The organism is Pseudomonas cerasi (assembly GCF_027983475.1).
In the GTDB taxonomy this organism is placed as follows: Bacteria; Pseudomonadota; Gammaproteobacteria; order Pseudomonadales; family Pseudomonadaceae; genus Aquipseudomonas; species Aquipseudomonas cerasi.
In genome coordinates, this window is sequence record NZ_JAQJVM010000002.1 from 853,551 (window position 1) to 876,243 (window position 22,693).

Here is a 22,693-nt window from a genome sequence, read left to right on the forward strand (position 1 = left end):
GGGATTAGTTATCTGGCCGCCGCCACGATCAACGCTTTCATCTCGGCCACTGCCGCCTTGAAGCCGACGAACAGAGCATGAGCCACCAGCGCGTGGCCGATGTTCAGTTCGTTGATGCCCTTGATCGCGGCGACGGCTTCGACGTTGTGATAATGCAGGCCGTGACCGGCATTGACGATCAGGCCCTGGGCGAGACCAAACGCTACGCCGTCGGCGACCCGCTGCAGTTCTTCGGCAACTTCAGTCGGGGTCTGAGCATCGGCATAGCGACCGGTATGCAGTTCGATGGCGGGGGCGCCGACGCGTTTTGAAGCGGCGATCTGACGCTCGTCGGCGTCGATGAACAGTGAAACCTCGCAGCCAATCTTCGCCAGTCGCTCGACCGCTGCCTTGATCCGTGCTTCTTGCCCTGCCACGTCCAGACCGCCTTCAGTGGTCAGCTCCTGCCGTGTCTCGGGCACCAGACAGATGTGCGCCGGGCGAAGGCGTTCGGCGAAGGCGAGCATTTCTTCGGTCACGCCCATTTCGAAATTCATGCGGGTCTGCAAGACATCCTTGAGCAGCAGGACATCGCGCTCCTGAATATGGCGGCGGTCTTCACGCAAGTGAACGGTGATGCCGTCGGCGCCTGCCTCTTCGGCGTCCAGGGCAGCCTTGACCGGGTCCGGGTAGCGCGTGCCACGGGCCTGACGCAAGGTGGCTACGTGGTCGATGTTCACGCCGAGAAGGATGCGAGTGCTTTGGGTCACGGTGGTCTCCAGAAAAATGGACGAGCTGGTCGAAGCAGGCTGTAGAGAATAAAGCCTGATCAAGGCTTGCGAAACAGTTCACGACTGACTAACGGGCGACCGCCCAAGTGTACCGCCAGCGCCTGACGCATCAGACGCTTGGCAGCGGACAACGCACCGGGGACGCTCCAGTCCGCTTCGGACATGGCCAGTAATTCCGCGCCCTGAAACAGACCGGGCTGAAGCAGGTAGACACGCTCGAGCCCGGCATCGACCTGCAAGCGATACATGCCATCAATGGCCAGCGGTTCGCCGTTGATGTCGGCGTCCATCGCGAAGCCATAGCCCAGGTCATCCAGCAACCGCCATTCGAACGAACGCAGCAACGGCTCCAGCGGACGCCCCAGAGAAAGGGCCAGCAGCGTGGCAGCGTAATGTTCGAACACAGCAGGATGAGGATCTTCGGCAGGCAACAGGCGAATCAGCAGCTCGTTGAGGTACATGCCGCTGAATAACGCCTCGCCGGTCATCCAGGTAGCGACGCCCGCGCTTTCCATGCGGCCGACATTCTTCAGCTCGCCCCGCCCTCGAAACTCGACCTCGAGAGGCACGAACGGGCGCGCCAGCGAACCCGCCTTGCCCTTGGCACTGCGCAGCACGGCACGCAGACGGCCCTGAGGCGTGAGGAAGTCGACCAGCGCGCTGTTTTCGCGATACGCACGGCTGTGGAGCACATAAGCAGGTTGGCCGGTAGGCGTGCTCATCAGGCTGGCTCGAAAGGGAAGTGTTCGCCCGACCATAGCAAGGTCGGGCGAAAGGACAGCTTAGAGGTCGCCGTAGCCAAGGGAACGCAGTGCGCGCTCGTCATCGGACCAGCCACCTTTGACCTTGACCCACAGGTTGAGCATCACCTTGGAGTCGAACAGCAGCTCCATGTCACGACGCGCATCACTGCCGATGCGCTTGATGCGATCGCCCTTGTCGCCAATGATGATCTTCTTCTGTCCATCGCGCTCGACAAGAATCAGCGCATGGATATGCAGGGTGCGGCCCTGCTGCTTGAATTCTTCGATCTCGACGGTGATCTGGTACGGAAGCTCGGCACCCAACTGGCGCATGATCTTCTCGCGGACCAGTTCGGCAGCCAGAAAGCGGCTGCTGCGATCGGTGATCTGGTCTTCCGGGAAGAAGTGGTCATTCTCGGGCAGGTGCGAGGCAATCAGGCTTTCCAGCGCTTCGAGGTTGTGACCATGCTGCGCGGAGATCGGCACGATGGACGCATTCGGCAACTGGCCCTGCAGCCACTCGAGATGCGGCATCAGATCGCTTTTGTCTTCGATGCGATCGGTCTTGTTGATCGCCAGGATGACCGGCCCCTGGACATACTGAACGCGCTCCAGAACCATCTGGTCTTCGTCCGTCCAGCGGGTGCGATCGACGACGAAGATGACCACGTCAACGTCCTTCAACGCCGCCGAAGCGGTCTTGTTCATGTAACGGTTGAGCGCTTTCTCGCCATTCTTGTGCATGCCGGGAGTATCGACATAGATTGCCTGCACGGCGCCTTCAGTCTTGATGCCCAGCATGTTGTGGCGCGTGGTCTGCGGCTTGCGCGAGGTGATCGCGAGCTTCTGACCGAGAATGTGGTTGAGCAGCGTGGACTTGCCTACGTTGGGACGGCCGACAATGGCAACATAGCCACAGCGTGTTGCGGTTGTATCATTCATGACCGTTCTCCACGCCCAGGGCGATGAGTGCTGCTGCGGCGGCTACCTGTTCGGCGATCCGGCGGCTGACACCCTGTCCTCGGCTTTTTTCATTCAATAGGTTGATCTCGCATTCGACGAAAAACGTCCGGCAATGCGGCTCGCCCTGGATATCCACCACCTCGTAACGCGGCAGTTCGCAGGCCCGCGACTGGAGAAATTCCTGCAGTCGGGTCTTGGGGTCCTTGTTGGTGTCCACCAGCGTCAGGCTGTCAAACTCGGTTGTCAGCCAGGCCAGGACGCGCTCGCGCGCCGCCTCCATGCCTGCATCCAGATAGATCGCCCCGATCAGCGCTTCGAGCGCGTCGGCGAGAATCGACTCACGACGGAAACCACCGCTTTTCAACTCGCCCGAGCCAAGGCGCAGGTACTCGCCCAGATCGAAACCACGGGCCAGCAACGCCAGGGTCTCGCCCTTCACCAGTCGCGCCCGCAAGCGGGACAACTGGCCTTCGCGAGCCTGGGGGAAACGCTCGAACAGCGCCTCGCCCGCCACGAAGTTGAGAATGGCATCACCGAGAAACTCCAGACGCTCATTGTTGCGACCGGCAAAACTGCGATGGGTCAGGGCCAGGACCATCAGTTCCTGATCCTTGAAGGTGTAGCCGAGCTGACGCTCAAGGCGGCTCAAGGATACGCTCACGGTTTACCCACACTGAATTGCTTGTCGAACTTCAACACCAGATCGATGTTCTGGAACCACGGTTCACGCTGCTCATAGTTCAAATGAGCCTGGAACGCATTGTTCTCCACCGTCACTTTCAACGCCTTGTTCAAATCTATATCCCGAATGCTGTTGACCTGCATGTTCTTACCGACATAACCGTAAAAATCGTCGACCGTGGTGATGTCCAGGGTCTTGTTGGTGTCGACCGCTTCGATGATTTTCTTCATCGTCATGTAGTCGAGGTAGTGCGGAACCAGCTTGAAGGCCGTGCTCGTCGCAAACGCGACCAGCGCCAGTACCAACAGCCAGCCCACGAAAGAAAAGCCTTTTTGAGAAGTAGAGAACGCCATGTTCGACTTCGACCTCAAGAGTGCAACGCCTCCTGACCGGGTCGACTCATGCTTCAGAGGCGTTTCCAGTCAGCCCAAATGACATGCGGCGCTGCTCAGGCAGCGCCGCATCGATTACTTGATCAGCCCTACGCGCGCAAAATTGGGGAAGTGGCTCAGTTTCGGCTCGGGCCAGCTCATCCACACCGCGAACGCCTTGCCTACGATGTTCTTGTCCGGGACCATGCCCAGCTCGTCCTTGGGAATGTTGGGATCATCCCAGTAACGGCTGTCGTTGGAGTTGTCACGGTTGTCGCCCATCATGAAGTAGTGCGCGGCAGGCACTGTCCACTCACTGTCAGGCGGCGCGCGGTAGCGGCTCATTTCCTGACGGATCTGATGTTCGACTTCGCCCAGCTGCTCTTCATACAGTTCCGCGCTGCCCAGTGTACCGGGCTCGGTGCCGATCAGCTTCTTGGCGACCAGCTCGCCATTGATGAACAGCCGCTTGTCGCTGGTGTAGCGGATACGATCACCCGGCAGACCGACGACACGCTTGATGTAATTGACGCTCGGGTCGCTCGGATAACGGAACACCATCACGTCGCCACGCTGCGGATCACCGATCTGAATCACCTTCTGGTCCAGTACCGGCAGGCGAATGCCGTACGCGAACTTGTTGACCAGAATGAAATCACCCACATCCAGTGTCGGCTTCATAGAGCCCGAAGGAATCTGGAACGGCTCGACCAGAAACGAACGAAGCACCAGCACGATGAACAACACCGGGAAGAACGATTTGCCGTACTCGACCAGCAAAGGCTCCTTGTTCAAGCGCTCCACGACAGCAATGTCAGGTTCGCCCACGCTGCCCTGATAGTTGGAAATGGCAGCCCGGCGGCGAGGCGCCAGGATGACCAGATCAATCAGTGCAAGCACGCCACAGACGAAGACAGCGATGACCAACAACAGCGGGAAATTTAGTGACATAGGACCTGACTATTCCAACCTGAGCACTGCAAGGAAGGCTTCCTGTGGAATTTCCACGTTGCCGACCTGCTTCATGCGTTTCTTACCGGCCTTTTGCTTCTCCAGCAATTTACGCTTGCGGCTGACGTCACCGCCGTAGCATTTGGCCAATACGTTCTTTCTAAGCGCCTTGACGGTTGTCCGGGCCACAATCTGACCGCCGATAGCCGCCTGAATTGCCACGTCGAACATCTGTCGAGGGATCAGCTCTTTCATCTTCTCGGTCAACGCACGCCCTTTGTAGTGTGCGTTGTCGCGGTGAACGATCAGGGCCAGGGCGTCGACCTTCTCGGCGTTGATCAGAACGTCGAGCTTGACCAGGTTGGCCGACTGGTAACGATCAAAATGATAATCCAGCGAAGCATAACCGCGGCTGACAGACTTGAGACGATCGAAGAAATCCAGAACCACTTCGTTCATCGGCAAATCGTAGCTCACCTGGACCTGCGTGCCGAGGAACAGCATGTCGTGCTGTACGCCACGTTTTTCGATGCACAACGTAATGACGTTGCCCAGGTGCTCCTGCGGCACAAGAATATTTGCGCGAACGATGGGCTCGCGCATGTCTTCGATGGCCGAGAGGTCAGGCAGCTTGGATGGGTTATCGACGTAAATCGTTTCGCCGGTCTTCAGCAACAGCTCGAAGATTACGGTTGGCGCGGTGGTGATCAGGTCGAGATTGTATTCACGCTCCAGGCGTTCCTGGATGATCTCCATGTGCAGCATGCCGAGGAAGCCACAGCGGAAGCCGAAGCCCAGCGCATCGGAGCTCTCGGGCAGGTATTGCAGTGAAGAGTCGTTCAGGGTCAGCTTCTGCAGCGCTTCACGGAAGTCTTCGAAGTCGTCCGAGCTGACCGGGAACAGGCCTGCATAGACTTGTGGCTGAATACGCTTGAAGCCGGGCAGCACGTCGACGTCGGGCGTGGTGCTCAGGGTCAGGGTGTCACCGACCGGCGCACCGTGAATGTCCTTGATGCCGGCGATGATGAAGCCTACTTCGCCCGCTTTCAGATCGACGGTTGCCGTGTGCTTGGGGTTGAACACGCCCACGCTGTCGACCAGATGCAGCTTGCCGGTCGACTTGACGAGAATCTTGTCGCCCTTCTTGACGCGGCCGTGGCGCACACGCACCAGGGACACGACGCCCAGGTAGTTGTCGAACCAGGAGTCGATGATCAACGCCTGCAGCGGATCTTCGATATTGCCGGTCGGTGCCGGAATGGTTGCGACCAGACGCTCGAGGACCTCATCCACGCCCATGCCGCTCTTGGCGCTGCACGCCACGGCATCGGTGGCGTCGATGCCGATGATCTTCTCGATCTCTTCCTTGACGCGGTCCGGATCGGCCTGCGGCAAGTCCATCTTGTTCAGTACCGGCATGACCTCAAGGCCCTGCTCAATGGCGGTATAGCAGTTGGCGACCGATTGCGCCTCGACGCCCTGCCCTGCATCGACCACCAGCAACGCACCTTCGCACGCGGCCAGAGAACGGCTGACTTCGTAGGTGAAGTCGACGTGCCCGGGGGTGTCGATGAAGTTCAGCTGGTAGGTAATACCGTCTTTGGCCTTGTAATACAGGGTAACGCTATGGGCCTTGATGGTGATCCCGCGCTCGCGCTCAAGATCCATGGAATCGAGCACCTGCGCTTCCATTTCGCGCTCGGTCAGGCCGCCGCACATTTGAATGAAGCGGTCGGCCAGCGTCGACTTGCCATGGTCAATGTGGGCGATGATGGAGAAATTGCGGATATGACTCAAATCACTCACGGATCAACACTCAAAAAGGTTGCAGGCAGATTGCCCGCCGAAAAATAGCCGGGAATTGTACCTGAACTAAGCAAGAGGCGTCACGCTTACAGGCACCCGGATCGGCGCACGGTAAACAAACGGGTACAAAAAAGGGTGGCCATGGCCACCCTTTCCTCTTAAACCGACCGGTTACTCGGACAGCTTGAAGGTAATGAAGGTCGCACGGCCCTGACGCAGAACACGCATCGAGACAGAGCGATCCTTGGGCAGGCTTTTCGCCACCTCGGTGAACTGCTTGCTGGACGTGATCGCCTGATTGTTCAGGTGAGTGATCACATCACCCGCCTGCAGACCGATCAGCGAAGCCGGGCCGCCTGTGACTTCCTTGATCGCCACACCACCTTTGAGATCCAGGGATTTCTTCTGCTCGGCGGTCAGCTCGATCACCGATACGCCCAGACGATTACTGCTGCGCTCGGCACCCGTACCGCCAACATCGCCCATTTCCTGACCTTCATCAGGCAGTGCACCGACGGTGACCGTCAGCTTCTGACGCTTGCCGTCGCGAATCACTTCAAGTTCGGCCTTGCTGCCGTCCTTGAGGTTGCCGATCAGGTGCGGCAGGTCAGCCGACATGACGATTGGCTGACCGTTGGCGCTCAGAATCACGTCACCCACCTGCACACCACCCTTGGCAGCCGGGCCGTCTTCAAGCACTTGCGCAACCAGCGCGCCGGCAGGCTTGTCCAGACCAAACGACTCGGCGAGGTCCTTGTTCACTTCCTGGATGACCACACCCAGCCAGCCGCGGCTGACTTTGCCATTGGCCTTGAGCTGATTGGCCACATCCATGGCGACGTCGATCGGAATCGCGAACGACAGCCCCATGAAACCACCGGAGCGCGTGAAGATCTGCGAGTTGATCCCGACGACCTCGCCCGCCATGTTGAACAGCGGGCCACCCGAGTTACCCGGATTGATGGCCACGTCGGTCTGAATGAACGGCACATAGGTATCGTTAGGCAAGCTGCGCCCCTTGGCACTGACGATGCCCTTGGTCACGGAATGGTCGAAACCGAACGGCGAGCCGATCGCCAGGACCCATTCGCCGACCTTGAGCGTATTGGAATTACCCAGCTTGGCAGTTGGCAGGTCCTTGCCTTCAATTTTCAGGACGGCAACGTCGGTACGCGGATCGGTACCCACCAGCTTGGCCTTCAACTCGCTGCGGTCGGACAGGCGTACGAGAATTTCGTCAGCGCCGTCGATTACGTGATTATTGGTCAGCACGTAGCCGTCAGGAGAGATGATGAAACCCGAGCCGAGGGACTGGGCCTCACGCTGGCGATCACCCTTGCCAGCACCCGAACCTGGCGGACGCGAACCCGGCGGCATGCTGCGCTCGAGAAACTCGCGAAGCATCGGCGGCAAGCCTTCCAGATCAGGCATTTGCTGATTGGCGACGGCACGGTCCGGCAACTTCTGGCGCGTACTGATATTCACCACTGCGGGCGACGCCTGCTCGACCAGCCCGGTGAAGTCCGGCAGGTTTTCGGCTTGAGCCGTAGCAACCTGACCGAGCATCAGCACAGCGGCAATCAATGAAAAGTAGGATTTCATGCGTGGTATCGACATATGGCTCCCGTTCGTAACGAGGAAAAAATTAAGCAGTCCGAAGCAACCGACTCAAAGACCTCAAGCAGCGATGCTCATCTCTGGATCAGCGACATGGCCTCTGGAAACGACAAAAGGCCAGAGCTGCGAGGCTGTGACCTATAGAAAAAAAACAGAGCTTTTGCAATCTGCAAACCTCACCAAACATTTCAGCGCCTGTGCCCGAGCCAGGTTGAGTGCGGCCTGGCGGCTTCTGTAACCCAGGATGAAAATTTTTACATCCTGGGATCCGTGACTTCAAATGTTTATTTATTGGCTGGAGGTTCGTCGTTACGCATCGACAATGCTATGCGCTCCGCAGTGCCCATCGGAACTTCTCCGACGACCGTCACCATCATGTCGCCCTGCGGCGTGGTGAGACGGCGCGAAACAGCCACTGTAGGGCCTAGCTGGGTGCGAATATCCGAGGAAGATCCGCCTTTCACCGACTCGATGAACACCGAAAAACGCGCCAGACCGTCACCATACATCAGATGGGTAACGGAGGATTGCGCGGAGGCGTCCTTGCGCACGCCACTGCTGCTGACTTCGAAACCCGGCGGCAGCCAGTCCGAATGCCAGGCCACAGGACCTATGGACGCTTCGGACTTGGTTTTCACCACAGACACGGGTTTGCAATCGGCACTGGTCTTGAGCGTTTGCTCGGACAGAACACCGGCGGTATCGAGATCGGTAAACTGGAAACGTTCGAGCAACTGCCCCTTCTCGCTCAATAGAAGCGACTTGAGCACAAGACCGGTTTCGTTATCCAGGTGAAGTTCGAGGCCGTATCGATGCTGGTCCTTGGGGGACAGCGCAACGATGGTTGCCTGGCGACCGGCCACTCTGGATTTGCCGACAACTTTTATGTCGTACCAGGCGGAGAGTCTTTTGACATCGAAGGCGCGGGCAGATGAGTCGGCCGGATTGGCCACACCCGCTTCGAGTGTGCCGCTGACGCACTGGGTAAGCCCGTCAACACGCAACACTTCCTGAGCAGAACCATCAAGTTGCAGCAAGCGCTCCTGAACATGACCGTCCGCTATGCGGTGCCAGATTCGGTGGGTAGAAAAACTCCCGTTGCGCTCGTATACAAAAGTACCCTGATAGCTCTGCTGCTGATCAACCTTGGCAAGACGATTGATTGCGTCTTGCGCATCATCAGCCTGTACCGGGAGGGCAAGCCATCCACCAAGCAGTAGCGGCAGTAGAGGGACGGCTCGCATGATCCTCCTTAACGGTTTTCCAGACTCGCAGCACGAGCGTATGGCAACGCGCTTTCAGTGCCTTTCAACGCTGCTTCCTGCGCATGCTGACGCAGATAGCCCGGCAGACGCTGGTCACCTTGACCACCGCCCTGCAATACACCATTGGCCATAGGACCAGGCGCTTGCTCGGCGCTTTCAGTGTAGCCAGCCAGTACGGCCGGGCCTTTCACTTGCGGAACAGTCAGGTTTGCAGGCTGTTGGGTCTGCTGTGCCAGTTGCGCACCGGCAATGTCGTCCTGATTGTACAGGCGGACACCAGCCAGAACGGCTACGGTAACCGACGCTGCAACGGCCAGGCGACCCAGCGTACGCCAAGGACCGCGAGCTGCCTTGAGCGGGCTGACTTCATCGGCGATCGCGGCAGATACAGCAGCCGAGATATCCAGATGAGGGATCAGAAGCTCTTTGTGCATCGCTGCACGAGCAACTTGGTAACGCGACCAGGTGGCGCGAGTATCGGCATCGTCAATGGCATTCAATACCCGACGTAATTCCAGTTCGTCCGCTTCATTATCAAGTACCGCGGACAGCGATTCCTGCAGGGCTTCACGACTCATGGCGGGTTCCTCTCTTGGGCTATCGCCGCTGTCTCAGGATTCCTGCAACAACGGCTGCAGGGCTTTATCGATGGCTTCCCGAGCGCGGAAGATCCGAGAGCGCACGGTACCAACAGGACACTGCATGACGCTCGCAATGTCTTCATAACTCAGACCATCGAATTCACGTAAAGTTAGTGCCGTACGTAAATCTTCCGGGAGAAGCTGGATGGTCCGATGGACGGTGCCCTCGATCTCATCCCTCAACAATGCACGCTCCGGCGACTCGATGTCCTTGAGGCCGTGGTCGCCGTCGTAGAACTCCGCGTCTTCAGACCTTACATCGCTATCCGGTGGCCGCCGACCTCGCGAAACCAGATAGTTCTTCGCCGTGTTAATGGCGATGCGGTACAGCCAAGTGTAGAAAGCACTGTCGCCGCGAAAATTTCCGAGAGCACGATAAGCCTTGATAAAGGCTTCCTGTGCAACGTCTTGAGCCTCATGGGTGTCGTGCACGAATCGCACGATCAACCCTAGAATTTTGTGCTGATACTTCAGCACCAACAGATCAAATGCTCGCGTATCGCCACGCTGTACGCGTTCGACAAGCTGCTGATCCTCTTCCTGGGTTAGCATGAACACTCCTCGTTAAGCATGAAGGAGTGTTGCAACTGATATTGTTCAGGCTCGCAAACATAGACTCGGGCTTTTCGCAAAAGTTCTCCCCCTTCAAGCAAGTTTCCTGCAAGCCATCGTAAAGCCTGCACGAAAAACGCAGCTCGACACGGTCGGCTGCGCGAATAGTCTTGTCGCCGGTTTCGCAGTTGATGATCACTTATCTAACCCTGCGAAATCGACGCTGTTCCTGTGTAGGCAACCTGCTATTGAGCATGGTTCTTTAAGAAAAGTTCCATTGGCACAACCGCTGGCGTGAGCCGCAAACTGCATAAAACTCCCTTAAATCAATACACTGGAGCATTTCCAGCAACTCAACAAAAGGAAATCAATAGGCATGACGTCAGGGACTGGAGCACAATCCAGACCCGCTGTGGTCTCACATTGCCATGTAGGCGAGGCTATTGTGCCGTTACCCCAATACTTATACTAGTGGTCGCCAAGGGCAGAATTCGCAGATGAGTCAACATTTTCAGCATGACGTACTGGTAATCGGCAGCGGCGCGGCCGGGTTGAGCCTGGCACTGACCCTTCCCGACCACCTGCGGATTGCAGTCCTGAGCAAGGGCGATCTCGCCAATGGCTCGACCTTCTGGGCACAGGGCGGCGTTGCGGCAGTACTGGATGACACCGACACCGTGCAATCTCATGTTGAGGACACGCTGAACGCAGGCGGCGGCCTTTGCGACGAAGACGCTGTGCGCTTCACCGTCGAGCACAGCCGCGAGGCGATTCAATGGCTGATCGATCAAGGCGTGCCTTTTACCCGCGGCGATGACACAGACACCGACGAAAGCGGATTTGAATTTCACCTGACGCGTGAAGGCGGCCATAGCCATCGGCGGATCATTCATGCTGCAGATGCCACGGGCGCAGCGATTTTTCGCACCCTGCTGGAACAGGCGATCAAGCGACCCAACATTGAACTGCTCGATCAGCGCGCTGCCATCGACCTGATCACCGAACGCCGCCTCGGCCTGGACGGCCAGCGCTGCCTCGGCGCCTATGTGCTCAACCGCCACAGTGGCGAAGTGGATACTTACAGCGCGCGCTTCACAATCCTGGCGTCGGGTGGCGCCGCCAAGGTCTATCTGTACACCAGCAACCCTGACGGCGCCTGTGGCGACGGCATCGCCATGGCCTGGCGTTCCGGCTGCCGAGTGGCGAACCTCGAGTTCAACCAGTTTCACCCCACTTGCCTGTATCACCCGCAGGCCAAGAGTTTTCTGATTACCGAAGCACTTCGTGGCGAAGGGGCCTACCTCAAACTACCCAACGGCGAGCGCTTCATGCAGCGCTTCGACGAGCGGGCAGAACTGGCCCCGCGCGATATCGTGGCCCGCGCGATAGACCATGAAATGAAGCGACTGGGCATCGACTGTGTGTATCTGGACATCAGCCACAAGCCGGAAGCCTTCATCAAGACGCACTTTCCAACCGTCTACGAGCGCTGCCTGGAGTTTTCCATCGACATCACACGCGAGCCGATACCGGTGGTTCCGGCCGCGCATTACACCTGTGGCGGCGTGATGGTGGACAGCAAGGGGCATACCGATGTGCCGGGCCTGTACGCCATCGGCGAGACCAGCTTCACGGGCCTGCACGGCGCCAACCGCATGGCCAGCAATTCGCTGCTGGAGTGCTTCGTCTACGCCCGATCGGCCGCCGCAGACATCGAAAAGCAATTGGCTGACGTGCAGATGCCCGCCGACCTGCCTGCCTGGGACGCCAGCCAGGTCACCGACTCGGACGAGGACGTGATCATCGCGCACAACTGGGACGAGCTGAGGCGGTTCATGTGGGACTACGTCGGCATTGTGCGCACCAACAAACGCCTGCAGCGCGCTCAACACCGCGTACGCCTGCTGCTGGATGAGATCGACGAGTTCTACAGCAACTACAAGGTCAGCCGTGACCTGATCGAGTTGCGCAATCTGGCGCAGGTCGCGGAACTGATGATCCGCTCTGCCATGCAGCGCAAGGAAAGCCGCGGCCTGCATTACACGCTGGACTATCCCGATATGTTGCCGGAGGCGCTGGACACTATTCTGGTGCCGCCCACCTATGCCGGCTGAATTTCAAACGTACACGCAGACGTCGGTGAATGTCCGGCGTCAATGCGTCATGCGGGATACAACAACTGTTTATTGATCGTCCTGGCCGACCGGCGATAATCGGGCGAAAACGCAGAATGACCACCCACGGCAAGGCAAGGCTGTCGGGGCATAACTGCACAGGCTGCCAGCCGCCACATGCATTCCACAGCTGCCAGCCTTGATGATCGCGCTTGAGTGCAGTGAATGCCGCCGGATGCGTCAGCAGGATGGAGCGTGGTATCACGCGGACAGCGTGCACCAGGCACATCAGCGCACACAGCGCCGCAGCCCACGCGGCGATGTCCAGCCAGTACAACGCGACCAGTGCCAGCGACTGAACCGCAAGATACGCCGTCACCAGCAGACGCGAAGCCTGCCAGTGACATTCAAAGCGATCACTGGGGCTGGACACGATCCAGAATCATGCGAACCATACGCTGCAATTCAGCGTCTTCGGATTCGGCGCGCTGCATGAACCAGCCGAACATATCCTGATCCTCACAGGTCAGCAGACGGCGGTACAAATCGCGGTCTACGTCATTCAGATGTGGATAGACCTCACGGACAAACGGCACCAGCAGCACGTCCAGTTCAAGCATGCCGCGGCGGCTGTGCCAGTAAAGGCGGTTGAGTTCAACGTCTTCGACCATGGAGCGCTCCTCAAAGTAGGCGGCAAGTATACAGCCGTGAGCCGGGCGCGCGAATCTCGCAATGGTCGCAGCAGTTTTCATGTACCCGTATGCATAACCTCGACTCGGCACTATGATGTGCCCCCGGACTTTTTTCCCAATCTGCGATGACCATGGCCCACACAGCTTTTTTCTGCACGCTAACCCATGAGGGCGTTCTCGCCGTTCGCGGCGTGGATGCCAGCAAGTTTCTTCAGGGTCAGCTGACGTGCAACCTCAATTATCTGAATGAAGACAAATCCAGCCTGGGTGCCCGTTGCACGCAGAAAGGCCGGATGCAGTCGAGTTTTCGCATCGTGTTCGAGGGCGACGGTTGCCTGTTGGCGATGGCTGGCGAACTGATCGAGGCGCAATTGCTCGACCTGCGCAAATACGCAGTGTTCTCCAAATCGAAGCTCACGGATGAAAGCGCAGACTGGGTGCGCTTCGGTCTGCAGGACGGGGACGCTGCGCTGGTCAGCCTGGGGCTGGATCTGCCACAGGAAACCGATAGCGTGGTGCGCGCCGATGATCTGATCGCGATCCGCGTCTCGCCAGGTCGGGCCGAGCTCTGGGTGCGCAGCGCACAGGTAGACAGCATCAAAGCGCGTCTGGCATCGCAGTTGAGCGAAGCCCCGCTGAACGACTGGCTGCTGGGCCAGATCCGTGTCGGTATCGGCCAGGTGTTCGGCAACACCCGCGAAGAATTCATTCCGCAGATGATCAATCTGCAAGCGGTTGGCGGGGTCAGCTTCAAGAAAGGCTGCTACACCGGCCAGGAAATCGTTGCCAGAATGCAATATCTTGGCAAACTAAAGCGCAGGCTTTACCGCCTGACCCTGAGCGGCGAAGAGATCCCGCAGCCCGGTACGGCACTGTTCTCACCGGTGCATGCCAGCGCCGTGGGCAACGTGGTCATTGCGGCACAGGATGGGCAGAACATCGAGCTGCTCGCGGTATTGCAGGGTGATGCGGCAGAAGACGGTCGTATCAATCTTGGTTCGCCAGAAGGCGCGGCGCTGCAAATGAGTGAACTGCCCTACACACTGGACAGCAAACTCGAAACTCAGCGCTAGCAGACGAACACATTCAGCTTCCTAGTGTCTTTAGAGCGATCCAGTACAGCCTGGCGCTCTGAAGAGCGCGCGGATAACTCTGGACACCCCCAACAGCTGCGAGATGCAACATGAGCAAGATGGCTGACGAGGTGCAGAGAAACTTGATCAAGGCCATCGACAGAGATGCCTTGTTTCTCCCCACCCTGCCGGAAGTGGCACTGAGGATTCGCCTGGCTGCAGAGGACACCGAGATCAGTATTTCGGCCCTGAGCAAGGTCATCGGTAGCGATACAGCCCTTTCCGCGCGCCTTATCAAGGTTGCGAACAGCCCCCTGCTGCGCCCGAATTTTGAAGTCAGCGACGTCAATACCGCGATTCGACGCCTGGGCGTCAACTACACCTGCAACCTGGCCATCGGCCTGGTGGTCGAGCAGATGTTCCACGCCAAGTCGCCGGTCATCGAGCAGAAGATGCGCGATATCTGGAAGCAAAGCCTGCAGGTGGCCGGTATCAGCTACACCCTGTGTCAGCACTACACCAGTCTGAAACCCGATCAGGCCACGCTCGCCGGGCTGATCCACCTGATCGGGATCCTGCCGATCCTGACCTATGCCGAAGACCATTACGAGCTGCTGTCCGACCCGATCAGCCTCAACCACGTAATCGACAGCATCCACCCGGTCATCGGCGAGCGCCTGCTGCGCTCATGGGATTTCCCCGAGCCGCTGGCCTGTGTGCCGGGCCAGTTCCAGAACTTCGCGCGCGTCTCGAAAAGCCCTGACTACACCGACCTGGTACAGATCGCCACGGTGCATATCCATAGGAATACCGACCATCCCTTCAGCCTCATCGAAATGGTCGACCTGCCTGCCTACAGCCAGCTGAGGCTCGCCAGAGGCGAAGGCGTGCTCAGCGCCCAGATGGACGAAGCCAAGAGCATGCTCTACTAGCCTCGGCTGGTCCAGGGTGTGTAAAAACGTCACGAGCGAAGGCAAGACAAGGCAAAAACAGGCGAAAAAGCGGAGTCTAGGTGTTCTAAATGAGCATTTTTCGCCTGTTTTTAACGCAGTATTGCCAAGCGCAGTAGTTTTTACACAGTCTGGATCAGGTGGCGCTGAAACTGACCCTTACCTTCAAGCCACGCTCAGCCCCCTCGTGCAAGGTGATCCTGGCCAGATGTGCCCGGCAGATTTCGCCCACAATCGCCAGGCCGAGCCCGGCACCACTGCCCTGCTGGCTGCGGCGATAAAAACGCTCGAAGACTCGCTCACGCTCATCGGGCGGAATGCCGGGACCATCATCCTCGACCTCCAGGACGCCCGGCGCATAGACGCGCAACACGACGTTGCCGCCCGGCGAGGTATGGGCCAGCGCGTTGTCGATCAGATTGCTCAGCAACTCGTTCAGCAAGGTCGGCTCGCCGCGCAGCCAGACCGGCTCGTCAGCCTCCAGCGCCAGCGCAACGCCCCGGGAATGAGCCAACGGTGCCATGGCCATGCCCAGCTCTCTGGCCAATTGACTGAGGTCCAGCTGTTGCGCCCCGCCCTCGGCGATGGCCCTGGCGCCGTTTTCGATGCGTGCCAGGGACAGCAGCTGGTTGGCCAGATGCGTGAGTCGATCGGTGCCGAGCGCCGCCGACTCCAGCGTGCTGCGCCAATGCTCCGGGTCGTGTTCGCGCAGCCCCAGCTCGACCCGCGCCTTCAAGGCGGCCAGCGGCGTGCGCAGTTCGTGGGCGGCATCGGCGATGAATTGCGCCTGGCGCTCGAACTGCACGCGCAATCGTTCGGTGAAGTGGTTCAGCGCCCCCACCAACGGACGCAGCTCGTGCTGCACTTCAACCATCGGCAAGGCGCGCAGATCATCCGGCTGACGCTCCTCGACGGCGGTGCGCAGGCGCTCCAGCGGTCGCAATGCCGCGCTGACCGTGAACCAGACCAGCAGCAGCGCGCCCCCTCCGAGCATGCCCAGGCGCAGCAATGTGTCGGCCATCAGGCTGCGCGCCATGCCCTTGCGCGCCTCCTGGGTTTCGGCGACGCGGATTTCAGCGGTGCCGTTCATGCCCGGGTCGGTCACCGGTTTGAGCAGACTGACAACCCGCACATCCTGGCCCTGATAGATCCCGTTATAAAATTTCGCCAGGGCCGGGTAATCGTCGGTACGCAAGGTACCGGGCGGCGGCGAAGGCAGGTTTTCATAACCGGAAATCAGCTTCTGATGAATGTCATTGACCTGATAGTAGATGCGCCCTTCGCTGTCGTAGGCGAAGGTATCCAGCGCCACGTAGGGAATGTCGGCGCTCAGCGTGCCATCACGCTGGGTCAGGCCGGCAGCGATGGTTCGCGCGGAAGCCAGCAACGTACGGTCATAGGCGGTGTCGGCCACTTCGCGGCCATTCCAGTAAGCGCTCATGCCGCTGGCCAGCATCAACACCACCAGCAGCAGGGCCAGGTTCCACAACAACCGCCAGCGCAGGCTGTCGTTAATCATCGCGGCTTTCCAGCAGATACCCCAGACCGCGAAAGGTCACGATCGCCACGGAATGCCCGTCGAGCTTTTTGCGCAGACGATGGACATAGATCTCGATGGCGTCGGGGCTGGCTTCTTCATCGAGCCCGAACACCTGCGCCGCCAGTTGCTCCTTGCTCATCACCCGACCCGGCCGGGCGATAAGCGCTTCCAGCACTGCCTGTTCGCGAGAGGTCAGGGTCAGCAGCTCTTCGCCGAGTGTGAAACGCCGCGTGTCCAGATCGTAGGCCAGCACGCCGCAGCGCTGTTGCCGCTCGCCACCCAGCACGCTGCGCCGCAGCAAAGCCTTGACCCTGGCCTCCAGCTCGGAGAGTTCGAAAGGCTTGGCCAGGTAGTCGTCGGCACCCAGATTCAGGCCGTGGACCCGGTCCTTGACGTCACTGCGCGCCGTCAGCATCAGCACCGGCAGGTTTTTGCTGCGCGCTCGCAGACGCGCCAGCACTTCAAAGCCGTCCATGCGCGGCAACCCGACATCGAGAATGGCGACCGCGTACTCCTCGCTGTTCAATGCCAGGTCGGCAGCCACGCCATCATGCAGCACATCAACGGTCAAACCCGCGCTTTTGAGCGCCTGCGCGACACTTTCAGCCAATTGCAGATGATCTTCCACAAGAAGAACACGCATCGCCGTCTCCTGATTGTCACTGTTGTTATCGATCTGGATATCGAGGCTCGTGGCGGTGGAGTTTACAGGCCGGCCGCCGTCTGTGAAGGGCAGAAACGATTCGCGGCTCGCTAATCAAGACGTGAAAGGCAACTGAAAGGTTTACGAAAGGTTTGTCGTTTAGCATCGCGAGACAACCCGATAAAAGGGTACGTAAAAAACAGGCGCCTGGATGCGTCTGAACAATAAAAACAATAAATTGCTAAACGGAGTCACGTCATGTCTACGCCCGTCCAGGCTTGCCAGCCCATGGAGCACCTCCCGTCGAGGATTGCTCTGCGCGCTCCTCACGCCACCTGCTTCAAAACACCACTTCAGCGCAAACGCCCGCCCCTGTGACACAGCACACAGGTTTTCCCGTGCGCGTGACAAAAGCGCATGGTGAACAGCTTCTCTCTGCCAAGAACAACAATATCCCTGGAGACTGAACATGAAATTTTCCCTGCGCCACATAGCCGCTACCGCTGGGTGCATGCTGATTGCCAGCCAGTTGCTTGCCGAACCCAAACGTCCGGAATGCATTGCCCCTGCCTCGCCAGGTGGCGGATTCGACCTGACCTGCAAACTGGTGCAGAGCGCGCTGATCAACGAGAAGATTCTGACCTCGCCGATGCGCGTCACCTACATGCCAGGCGGTGTCGGCGCGGTGGCCTACAACGCCGTCGTTGCGCAGCGCCCCGCCGATGCCGGCACACTGGTCGCGTGGTCCAGCGGTTCGCTGCTCAATCTGGCGCAGGGCAAATTCGGTCGTTTCGATGAGAACGCAGTGCGCTGGCTCGCCGCCGTGGGCACCAGCTATGGCGCCATCGCAGTGAAGAGCGACTCGCCCTACAAGAATCTCGACGATCTGGTCCAGGCGCTGAAAGCCGACCCGAGCAAAGTCGTGATCGGCTCAGGCGGCACCGTGGGCAGCCAGGACTGGATGCAGACCGCATTGATCGCCAAGGCCGCAGGCATCAACCCGCGCGCACTGCGCTACGTGGCACTCGAAGGCGGCGGTGAAATCGCCACCGCGCTGCTCGGCGGCCACATCCAGGTGGGCAGTACCGATATTTCCGACTCCATGCCGCACATTCTGAGCGGCGATATGCGCCTGCTAGCGGTGTTCGCCGAAAAGCGTATCGACGAACCTGAAATGAAAGACATCCCCACCGCCAAGGAGCAGGGCTACGACATCGTCTGGCCGGTGGTACGTGGCTTCTACCTCGGGCCGAAGGTCAGCGACGAAGACTACAACTGGTGGAAAGCTTCGTTCGACAAGATCCTGGCTTCCGAGGACTTCGCCAAACTGCGCGACCAGCGCGAGCTGTTCCCGTTTGCCATGACCGGCGCGGAACTGGACACCTACGTCAAGAAGCAGGTCGCCGACTACAAGTTGATGGCCAAGGAATTCGGCCTGATTCAGTAATTGAATTCAATTGACTGACATTCAGTTGCACCCGCTGCAGGGGCGCGACTCAGGAGCTTCTCATGGTCATACAACGCATCTTCGCTGGCCTGCTGTTACTGGCATGCGCAGGCCTGGCCCTCATGGCCTGGCCTTATCAGGCACCTTTTTCCTATGAACCGGTCGGACCACGCGCCTTCCCGCTGCTGATGCTCGGGCTGATGAGCGTCGCCCTGCTGTACCTGCTGATCAGACCCACGCCCATCGTGCACACCGAGGAAGACCCGGAGCTGGATCGCGAGACCCTGATCAAGATCGGCGTGTGCATCGTCCTGCTGCTGATATTCGCGGGGCTGTTCGAACCGCTGGGCTTCATCCTCAGCAGCATTCTGATCGGCATTCCCATGGCGCGCCTGTATGGCGGCCGCTGGCTGCCGAGCGTGGTGGTGGTGATTCTGATGAGCGTCGGCCTGTACCTGCTGTTCGACAAGGCCATGGACGTCCCCTTGCCTTTGGGCCTGCTCAGCGTTCTGGAGAATTAAAATGGATACTTTCGGTTATCTGGGCCAGGGCTTCGGTGTCGCCCTGACGCCTTACAACCTGATCACAGCGCTGTGTGGAACATTGATCGGTACTGTCGTCGGCCTGCTGCCGGGGCTTGGACCGATCAACGGTGTGGCGCTGCTGATCCCTATCGCTTTCGCACTGGGCCTGCCGCCCGAATCGGCGCTGATTCTGCTGGCAGCCGTCTACCTGGGCTGCGAATACGGCGGGCGTATCAGCTCGATCCTGCTGAATATCCCGGGTGAAGCGTCCACCGTGATGACCACCCTGGACGGCTACCCGATGGCCCGCCAGGGCCTGGCTGGCGTTGCACTGTCGCTGTCGGCATGGAGTTCGTTCATCGGCGCGTTCATCGCCACCTGCGGCATGGTGCTGTTCGCGCCCCTGCTCGCCAAATGGGCGATTGCCTTCGGCCCGGCGGAATACTTCGTGCTGATGGTCTTCGCGATCGTCTGTCTGGGCGGGATGGCCGGTGACCGGCCGTTGAAGACGTTCATTGCCGCGCTGATCGGGCTGTTCCTGTCTGCAGTAGGTATCGATGCCAACAGCGGGGTATACCGTTTCACGGGCGACAATATTCACCTCACCGATGGCATTCAGTTCGTGGTGCTGGTGCTGGGCCTGTTTTCGATCAGCGAAATCCTTTTGCTGCTGGAGAAGACCCATCGCGGTCAGGAGGCCGTCAAGGCCACCGGGCGCATGATGTTCAACGTCAAGGAAGCCGCTGCCGTGTTCGTGGTGAACATTCGCTGCGGTCTGCTGGGGTTCATCCTTGGCGTATTGCCTGGCGCCGGTGCGACGCTGGCCAGCGCGGTCGCTTACATGACGGAAAAACGCATCGCCGGCGCCAGCGGCAAGTTCGGCCAGGGCGACATGCGTGGCCTGGCCGCACCCGAGACGGCCATCGGCGCAACGGCCTGCGGCGCCCTGGTGCCGATGCTGACGCTGGGCGTGCCGGGTTCAGGCACCACGGCGGTAATGATCGGCGCCTTGTCGCTTTACAACATCACGCCTGGCCCGATGCTGTTTCAACAGCAGCCGGACATCGTCTGGGGCCTTATCGCGTCGTTGTTCATCGCCAACATCATGCTGGTGATCCTCAACATCCCGATGATTCGCCTTTTTACGCGCATCCTTGCCGTACCTAACTGGGCACTGGTCCCGGTGATTGCGATCATCACCGGCATCGGTGTGTATGCGGTGCACGCCACCACGTTCGACCTGTTCCTGATGGTCGGTATCGGTATCTTCGGCTACATCCTGCGCAAGCTGGACTTCCCGCTGTCGCCGATCCTGCTCGGGTTCATCCTTGGCGGTCTGATGGAGCAGAACCTGCGTCGCGCCCTGTCGATCTCCAACGGCGAACTGGGGATCCTCTGGTCCAGCCCGATCACTCTCGGGGTCTGGGTGGTGACCGTGTTCATGCTGCTGTTCCCGCTGCTGCGCATCTGGCGCAAGCGCGCCAGACAGCAGGCCGCTGTGGCGCATGGCTGATTCGTCTCTGCGCCAATGGTGGGCAACGCCGCTGGTCGGCCTGCTGGGCGGCTACCTCGCCAGCCAGGTCGGCTGGCCGTTGCCATGGATGGTGGGATCGTTGCTGGCAATCATCCTGGTGCGCTGCCTGACACCCTGGCAACTGGCGCAGATTCCCGGCGGTCGCAAATTCGGTCAGTTGATCATCGGGATTGGCATCGGCCTGCACTTCACGCCGGTGGTCATCGAACAGGTACTGGCGCATTTCGGGCTGATTTTCATCGGAGCCCTGGTCACCAGTCTGTCTTGCCTGGTCGGCGTGTGGCTGATGCTGCGTACCGGAGAGGATCGCCCTACCGCGTTCTTCTCCAGCATGCCGGGCGGTTCCGGGGAGATGGTCAACCTCGGCGCACGTAACGGTGCAACGCTGAGCAGTGTCGCTGCCGCGCAAAGTCTGCGGGTACTTGCCGTAGTACTGTGCGTGCCGGCGATCTTCAAATACCTGCTGGGTGATGGCGCTCCCGCCTTGCATGCCAGCATCGTGGACTGGCGCTGGCTGGCCGTTCTGCTGCCGCTCGGGGCTGCGCTGGCCTGGCTGTGGCAACGCCTCAAACAGCCCAATCCCTGGCTGTTCGGCCCGCTGTTGCTCAGTGCCGTGGCGAGCGTGGTCTGGGATTTGAAAATCGGCCTGCCCAACGGTGCCAGTCAGCTCGGTCAGTTGCTGATCGGCAGCGGGCTGGGCTGTCATTTCAATCGGGAGTTCTTTCGGCGTGCGCCATCGTTCCTCGCGCGCACGCTGCTGGGCACTGCCCTGACCATGCTGATCGCTGCACTGGCGGCACTGGCGCTGAGCGCCCTCACCCATCTGGACCTGCGTTCGCTGACGCTAGGCATGATGCCCGGCGGCATCGCAGAGATGAGCCTGACCGCCGAAGTGCTGCAACTGTCGGTGCCGCTGGTCACGGCCATGCAGGTCATGCGCCTGCTGTTCGTGCTGTTTCTCGCCGAGCCGTTGTACCGGCGCTGGAGCAAACGGCTCGCTGACTGAACAGGGCGCTGGAATCCTCTCAAATCAAAGCGCAGGCAAGCGCCAGTCGATCGGCGCGATGCCGTTTTGCTCAAGGTACTTGTTGGCCCGTCCGAAGTGTCCATTGCCCAGGAAGCCTTTGTAGGCTGACAACGGCGACGGATGGACGGAGGTCAGCACCAGATGCTTGGTCGCATCGACCAGTTTCTGCTTGCTCTGCGCATGAGCGCCCCACAGCAGGAACACCAGATGCGGCTGGTGCTCGCTGACCACTTGAATGATCCGGTCGGTGAAGTGCTGCCAGCCTTTTCCTGCATGGGAAGCCGCGTTGGCGCGCTCGACAGTGAGGGTGGTATTCAGCAACAAAACGCCCTGATCAGCCCAGGATTGCAGGCAACCGTGGTTCGGAATATCGATGTTCAGGTCGCGTTTCAGCTCTTTGTAGATGTTGACCAGCGATGGCGGCGTCGGCACACCCGGCTGCACCGAGAAGCACAGGCCATGCGCCTGATTCGGTCCGTGATACGGGTCCTGGCCAAGGATGACCACTTTCACGTTATCCAGCGGCGTGGAGTTCAACGCATTGAAGATCAGTGGCCCGGGCGGATAGATTTCCTTGCCGGCCGCGTGCTCCTGACGCAGAAACTCGCGCAATTGAGCCATGTAGGGTTGTTCGAATTCGTCACGCAGGGCGTTTTTCCAGCTGGGCTCAAGCTTGATGCGGTCGTCGCTAGTCATGGTTACATCCGGTAAAAACAATGCGCGGACACTAGGAAAGCCGGGCCGCAAAGTCAATGCCGGTTGCGACATGCGCCCTCAAGATCGGACGC

General features: G+C 59.5%; 23 protein-coding genes. 7 read left to right on the forward strand and 16 right to left on the reverse strand.

Translation table 11 applies throughout. The features are described from left to right. Positions 1-8: 8 nt before the first annotated feature. From pdxJ to rpoE, 11 genes are all read right to left on the reverse strand, one after another. Positions 9-749 carry a pyridoxine 5'-phosphate synthase gene (gene pdxJ / locus PI739_RS12930; RefSeq protein ID WP_003431309.1) on the reverse strand — a complete coding sequence of 247 codons (741 nt, stop codon included), beginning with the start codon at positions 747-749 and terminating at the stop codon, positions 9-11. Positions 750-808: 59 nt separating this feature from the next. Beyond that, positions 809-1,492, reverse strand: a complete 684-nt coding sequence (gene recO, locus PI739_RS12935) for a DNA repair protein RecO (protein WP_003413003.1) — start codon at positions 1,490-1,492, stop codon at positions 809-811. Positions 1,493-1,552: 60 nt separating this feature from the next. Continuing rightward, a complete protein-coding gene (era, locus tag PI739_RS12940; protein WP_003363707.1) occupies positions 1,553-2,455 on the reverse strand; it encodes a GTPase Era in 903 nt (300 codons plus the stop codon). Further along, positions 2,448-3,137 carry a ribonuclease III gene (gene rnc / locus PI739_RS12945; protein WP_002554906.1) on the reverse strand — a complete coding sequence of 230 codons (690 nt, stop codon included), beginning with the start codon at positions 3,135-3,137 and terminating at the stop codon, positions 2,448-2,450. The genes era and rnc overlap by 8 nt, the downstream gene beginning before the upstream one ends. Beyond that, positions 3,134-3,511 (reverse strand): DUF4845 domain-containing protein, encoded by a 378-nt coding sequence (locus PI739_RS12950; protein WP_003363709.1) that lies wholly within the window; start codon positions 3,509-3,511, stop codon positions 3,134-3,136. Before PI739_RS12950 ends, rnc begins: the two co-directional genes overlap by 4 nt. 114 nt (positions 3,512-3,625) lie before the next feature. Then, positions 3,626-4,480: a signal peptidase I gene (lepB, locus tag PI739_RS12955; RefSeq protein WP_003363711.1), complete on the reverse strand. Its 855-nt coding sequence runs from the start codon at positions 4,478-4,480 to the stop codon at positions 3,626-3,628. A gap of 9 nt (positions 4,481-4,489) precedes the next feature. Beyond that, positions 4,490-6,286, reverse strand: coding sequence for a translation elongation factor 4 (gene lepA, locus PI739_RS12960; RefSeq protein WP_024660706.1), 1,797 nt, complete (start codon positions 6,284-6,286; stop codon positions 4,490-4,492). A gap of 171 nt (positions 6,287-6,457) precedes the next feature. Further along, on the reverse strand, positions 6,458-7,888 hold the full coding sequence (locus tag PI739_RS12965; protein WP_223272533.1) for a DegQ family serine endoprotease: 1,431 nt from the start codon (positions 7,886-7,888) through the stop codon (positions 6,458-6,460). Positions 7,889-8,187: 299 nt separating this feature from the next. Continuing rightward, positions 8,188-9,147 carry a MucB/RseB C-terminal domain-containing protein gene (locus PI739_RS12970; RefSeq protein ID WP_054082102.1) on the reverse strand — a complete coding sequence of 320 codons (960 nt, stop codon included), beginning with the start codon at positions 9,145-9,147 and terminating at the stop codon, positions 8,188-8,190. An 8-nt stretch (positions 9,148-9,155) separates the two neighbouring features. After that, entirely contained in the window at positions 9,156-9,746 is a 591-nt protein-coding gene (locus tag PI739_RS12975) for an anti sigma-E factor RseA C-terminal domain-containing protein (protein ID WP_003395810.1), read from the reverse strand. Positions 9,747-9,779: 33 nt separating this feature from the next. Next, positions 9,780-10,361: an RNA polymerase sigma factor RpoE/AlgU gene (gene rpoE / locus PI739_RS12980; protein ID WP_002554912.1), complete on the reverse strand. Its 582-nt coding sequence runs from the start codon at positions 10,359-10,361 to the stop codon at positions 9,780-9,782. A gap of 497 nt (positions 10,362-10,858) precedes the next feature. Between rpoE and nadB the strand changes: the two genes are divergently transcribed. Beyond that, a complete protein-coding gene (gene nadB, locus PI739_RS12985) occupies positions 10,859-12,475 on the forward strand; it encodes an L-aspartate oxidase (RefSeq protein WP_003431320.1) in 1,617 nt (538 codons plus the stop codon). Here the strand turns inward: nadB and PI739_RS12990 are convergent. Together PI739_RS12990 and PI739_RS12995 are read right to left on the reverse strand one after the other, a co-directional pair. After that, positions 12,444-12,908 (reverse strand): protein YgfX, encoded by a 465-nt coding sequence (locus PI739_RS12990; protein WP_271351936.1) that lies wholly within the window; start codon positions 12,906-12,908, stop codon positions 12,444-12,446. The genes nadB and PI739_RS12990 overlap by 32 nt on opposite strands. Continuing rightward, positions 12,892-13,146 carry an FAD assembly factor SdhE gene (locus PI739_RS12995; RefSeq protein ID WP_003363729.1) on the reverse strand — a complete coding sequence of 85 codons (255 nt, stop codon included), beginning with the start codon at positions 13,144-13,146 and terminating at the stop codon, positions 12,892-12,894. Before PI739_RS12995 ends, PI739_RS12990 begins: the two co-directional genes overlap by 17 nt. 152 nt (positions 13,147-13,298) lie before the next feature. On the opposite strand from PI739_RS12995, the gene ygfZ reads away from it, so the two are divergent. Next, on the forward strand, positions 13,299-14,240 hold the full coding sequence (gene ygfZ, locus PI739_RS13000; protein WP_032609198.1) for a CAF17-like 4Fe-4S cluster assembly/insertion protein YgfZ: 942 nt from the start codon (positions 13,299-13,301) through the stop codon (positions 14,238-14,240). Between the two features lie 110 nt (positions 14,241-14,350). Further along, positions 14,351-15,172, forward strand: a complete 822-nt coding sequence (locus PI739_RS13005; protein WP_003431326.1) for an HDOD domain-containing protein — start codon at positions 14,351-14,353, stop codon at positions 15,170-15,172. Between the two features lie 154 nt (positions 15,173-15,326). Here the strand turns inward: PI739_RS13005 and PI739_RS13010 are convergent, their stop codons facing one another. Both PI739_RS13010 and PI739_RS13015 read right to left on the reverse strand, forming a co-directional pair. After that, positions 15,327-16,709: a sensor histidine kinase gene (locus PI739_RS13010; RefSeq protein WP_003431327.1), complete on the reverse strand. Its 1,383-nt coding sequence runs from the start codon at positions 16,707-16,709 to the stop codon at positions 15,327-15,329. After that, positions 16,702-17,373 carry a response regulator gene (locus tag PI739_RS13015; protein ID WP_003363740.1) on the reverse strand — a complete coding sequence of 224 codons (672 nt, stop codon included), beginning with the start codon at positions 17,371-17,373 and terminating at the stop codon, positions 16,702-16,704. The genes PI739_RS13010 and PI739_RS13015 overlap by 8 nt, the downstream gene beginning before the upstream one ends. Positions 17,374-17,836: 463 nt before the next feature. Here PI739_RS13015 and PI739_RS13020 point away from each other — a divergent pair, with 463 nt between their 5' ends. The 4 genes from PI739_RS13020 to PI739_RS13035 all read left to right on the forward strand — a co-directional run bounded on the left by PI739_RS13020 (position 17,837) and on the right by PI739_RS13035 (position 21,884). After that, the gene (locus tag PI739_RS13020; RefSeq protein ID WP_170846027.1) at positions 17,837-18,820 is read left to right on the forward strand and encodes a Bug family tripartite tricarboxylate transporter substrate binding protein; all 984 of its coding nucleotides are present in this window, start codon (positions 17,837-17,839) and stop codon (positions 18,818-18,820) included. Positions 18,821-18,882: 62 nt separating this feature from the next. Beyond that, on the forward strand, positions 18,883-19,341 hold the full coding sequence (locus PI739_RS13025) for a tripartite tricarboxylate transporter TctB family protein (protein WP_054082100.1): 459 nt from the start codon (positions 18,883-18,885) through the stop codon (positions 19,339-19,341). A gap of 1 nt (position 19,342) precedes the next feature. After that, positions 19,343-20,857, forward strand: coding sequence for a tripartite tricarboxylate transporter permease (locus PI739_RS13030; RefSeq protein ID WP_054082099.1), 1,515 nt, complete (start codon positions 19,343-19,345; stop codon positions 20,855-20,857). Then, positions 20,850-21,884 carry an AbrB family transcriptional regulator gene (locus PI739_RS13035; protein ID WP_003431330.1) on the forward strand — a complete coding sequence of 345 codons (1,035 nt, stop codon included), beginning with the start codon at positions 20,850-20,852 and terminating at the stop codon, positions 21,882-21,884. Before PI739_RS13030 ends, PI739_RS13035 begins: the two co-directional genes overlap by 8 nt. A 24-nt stretch (positions 21,885-21,908) precedes the next feature. Here the strand turns inward: PI739_RS13035 and ung are convergent, their stop codons facing one another. Beyond that, on the reverse strand, positions 21,909-22,601 hold the full coding sequence (ung, locus tag PI739_RS13040; protein ID WP_003405314.1) for a uracil-DNA glycosylase: 693 nt from the start codon (positions 22,599-22,601) through the stop codon (positions 21,909-21,911). Between the last annotated feature and the right edge of the window lie 92 nt (positions 22,602-22,693).

Coding starts and splice junctions, on each gene's coding strand:
- PI739_RS12965 (WP_223272533.1), bottom strand. CDS start 7,888: ATGAAATCCTACTTTTCATTGATTGCCGCTGTGCTGATGCTCGGTCAG.
- PI739_RS13035 (WP_003431330.1), top strand. CDS start 20,850: ATGGCTGATTCGTCTCTGCGCCAATGGTGGGCAACGCCGCTGGTCGGC.
- ygfZ (WP_032609198.1), top strand. CDS start 13,299: ATGGCCCACACAGCTTTTTTCTGCACGCTAACCCATGAGGGCGTTCTC.
- rpoE (WP_002554912.1), bottom strand. CDS start 10,361: ATGCTAACCCAGGAAGAGGATCAGCAGCTTGTCGAACGCGTACAGCGT.
- era (WP_003363707.1), bottom strand. CDS start 2,455: ATGAATGATACAACCGCAACACGCTGTGGCTATGTTGCCATTGTCGGC.
- PI739_RS12950 (WP_003363709.1), bottom strand. CDS start 3,511: ATGGCGTTCTCTACTTCTCAAAAAGGCTTTTCTTTCGTGGGCTGGCTG.
- PI739_RS12970 (WP_054082102.1), bottom strand. CDS start 9,147: ATGCGAGCCGTCCCTCTACTGCCGCTACTGCTTGGTGGATGGCTTGCC.
- lepB (WP_003363711.1), bottom strand. CDS start 4,480: ATGTCACTAAATTTCCCGCTGTTGTTGGTCATCGCTGTCTTCGTCTGT.
- PI739_RS13030 (WP_054082099.1), top strand. CDS start 19,343: ATGGATACTTTCGGTTATCTGGGCCAGGGCTTCGGTGTCGCCCTGACG.
- PI739_RS13015 (WP_003363740.1), bottom strand. CDS start 17,373: ATGCGTGTTCTTCTTGTGGAAGATCATCTGCAATTGGCTGAAAGTGTC.
- PI739_RS13010 (WP_003431327.1), bottom strand. CDS start 16,709: ATGATTAACGACAGCCTGCGCTGGCGGTTGTTGTGGAACCTGGCCCTG.
- PI739_RS12995 (WP_003363729.1), bottom strand. CDS start 13,146: ATGGTCGAAGACGTTGAACTCAACCGCCTTTACTGGCACAGCCGCCGC.
- PI739_RS13025 (WP_054082100.1), top strand. CDS start 18,883: ATGGTCATACAACGCATCTTCGCTGGCCTGCTGTTACTGGCATGCGCA.
- nadB (WP_003431320.1), top strand. CDS start 10,859: ATGAGTCAACATTTTCAGCATGACGTACTGGTAATCGGCAGCGGCGCG.
- recO (WP_003413003.1), bottom strand. CDS start 1,492: ATGAGCACGCCTACCGGCCAACCTGCTTATGTGCTCCACAGCCGTGCG.
- ung (WP_003405314.1), bottom strand. CDS start 22,601: ATGACTAGCGACGACCGCATCAAGCTTGAGCCCAGCTGGAAAAACGCC.
- PI739_RS13005 (WP_003431326.1), top strand. CDS start 14,351: ATGAGCAAGATGGCTGACGAGGTGCAGAGAAACTTGATCAAGGCCATC.
- PI739_RS12975 (WP_003395810.1), bottom strand. CDS start 9,746: ATGAGTCGTGAAGCCCTGCAGGAATCGCTGTCCGCGGTACTTGATAAT.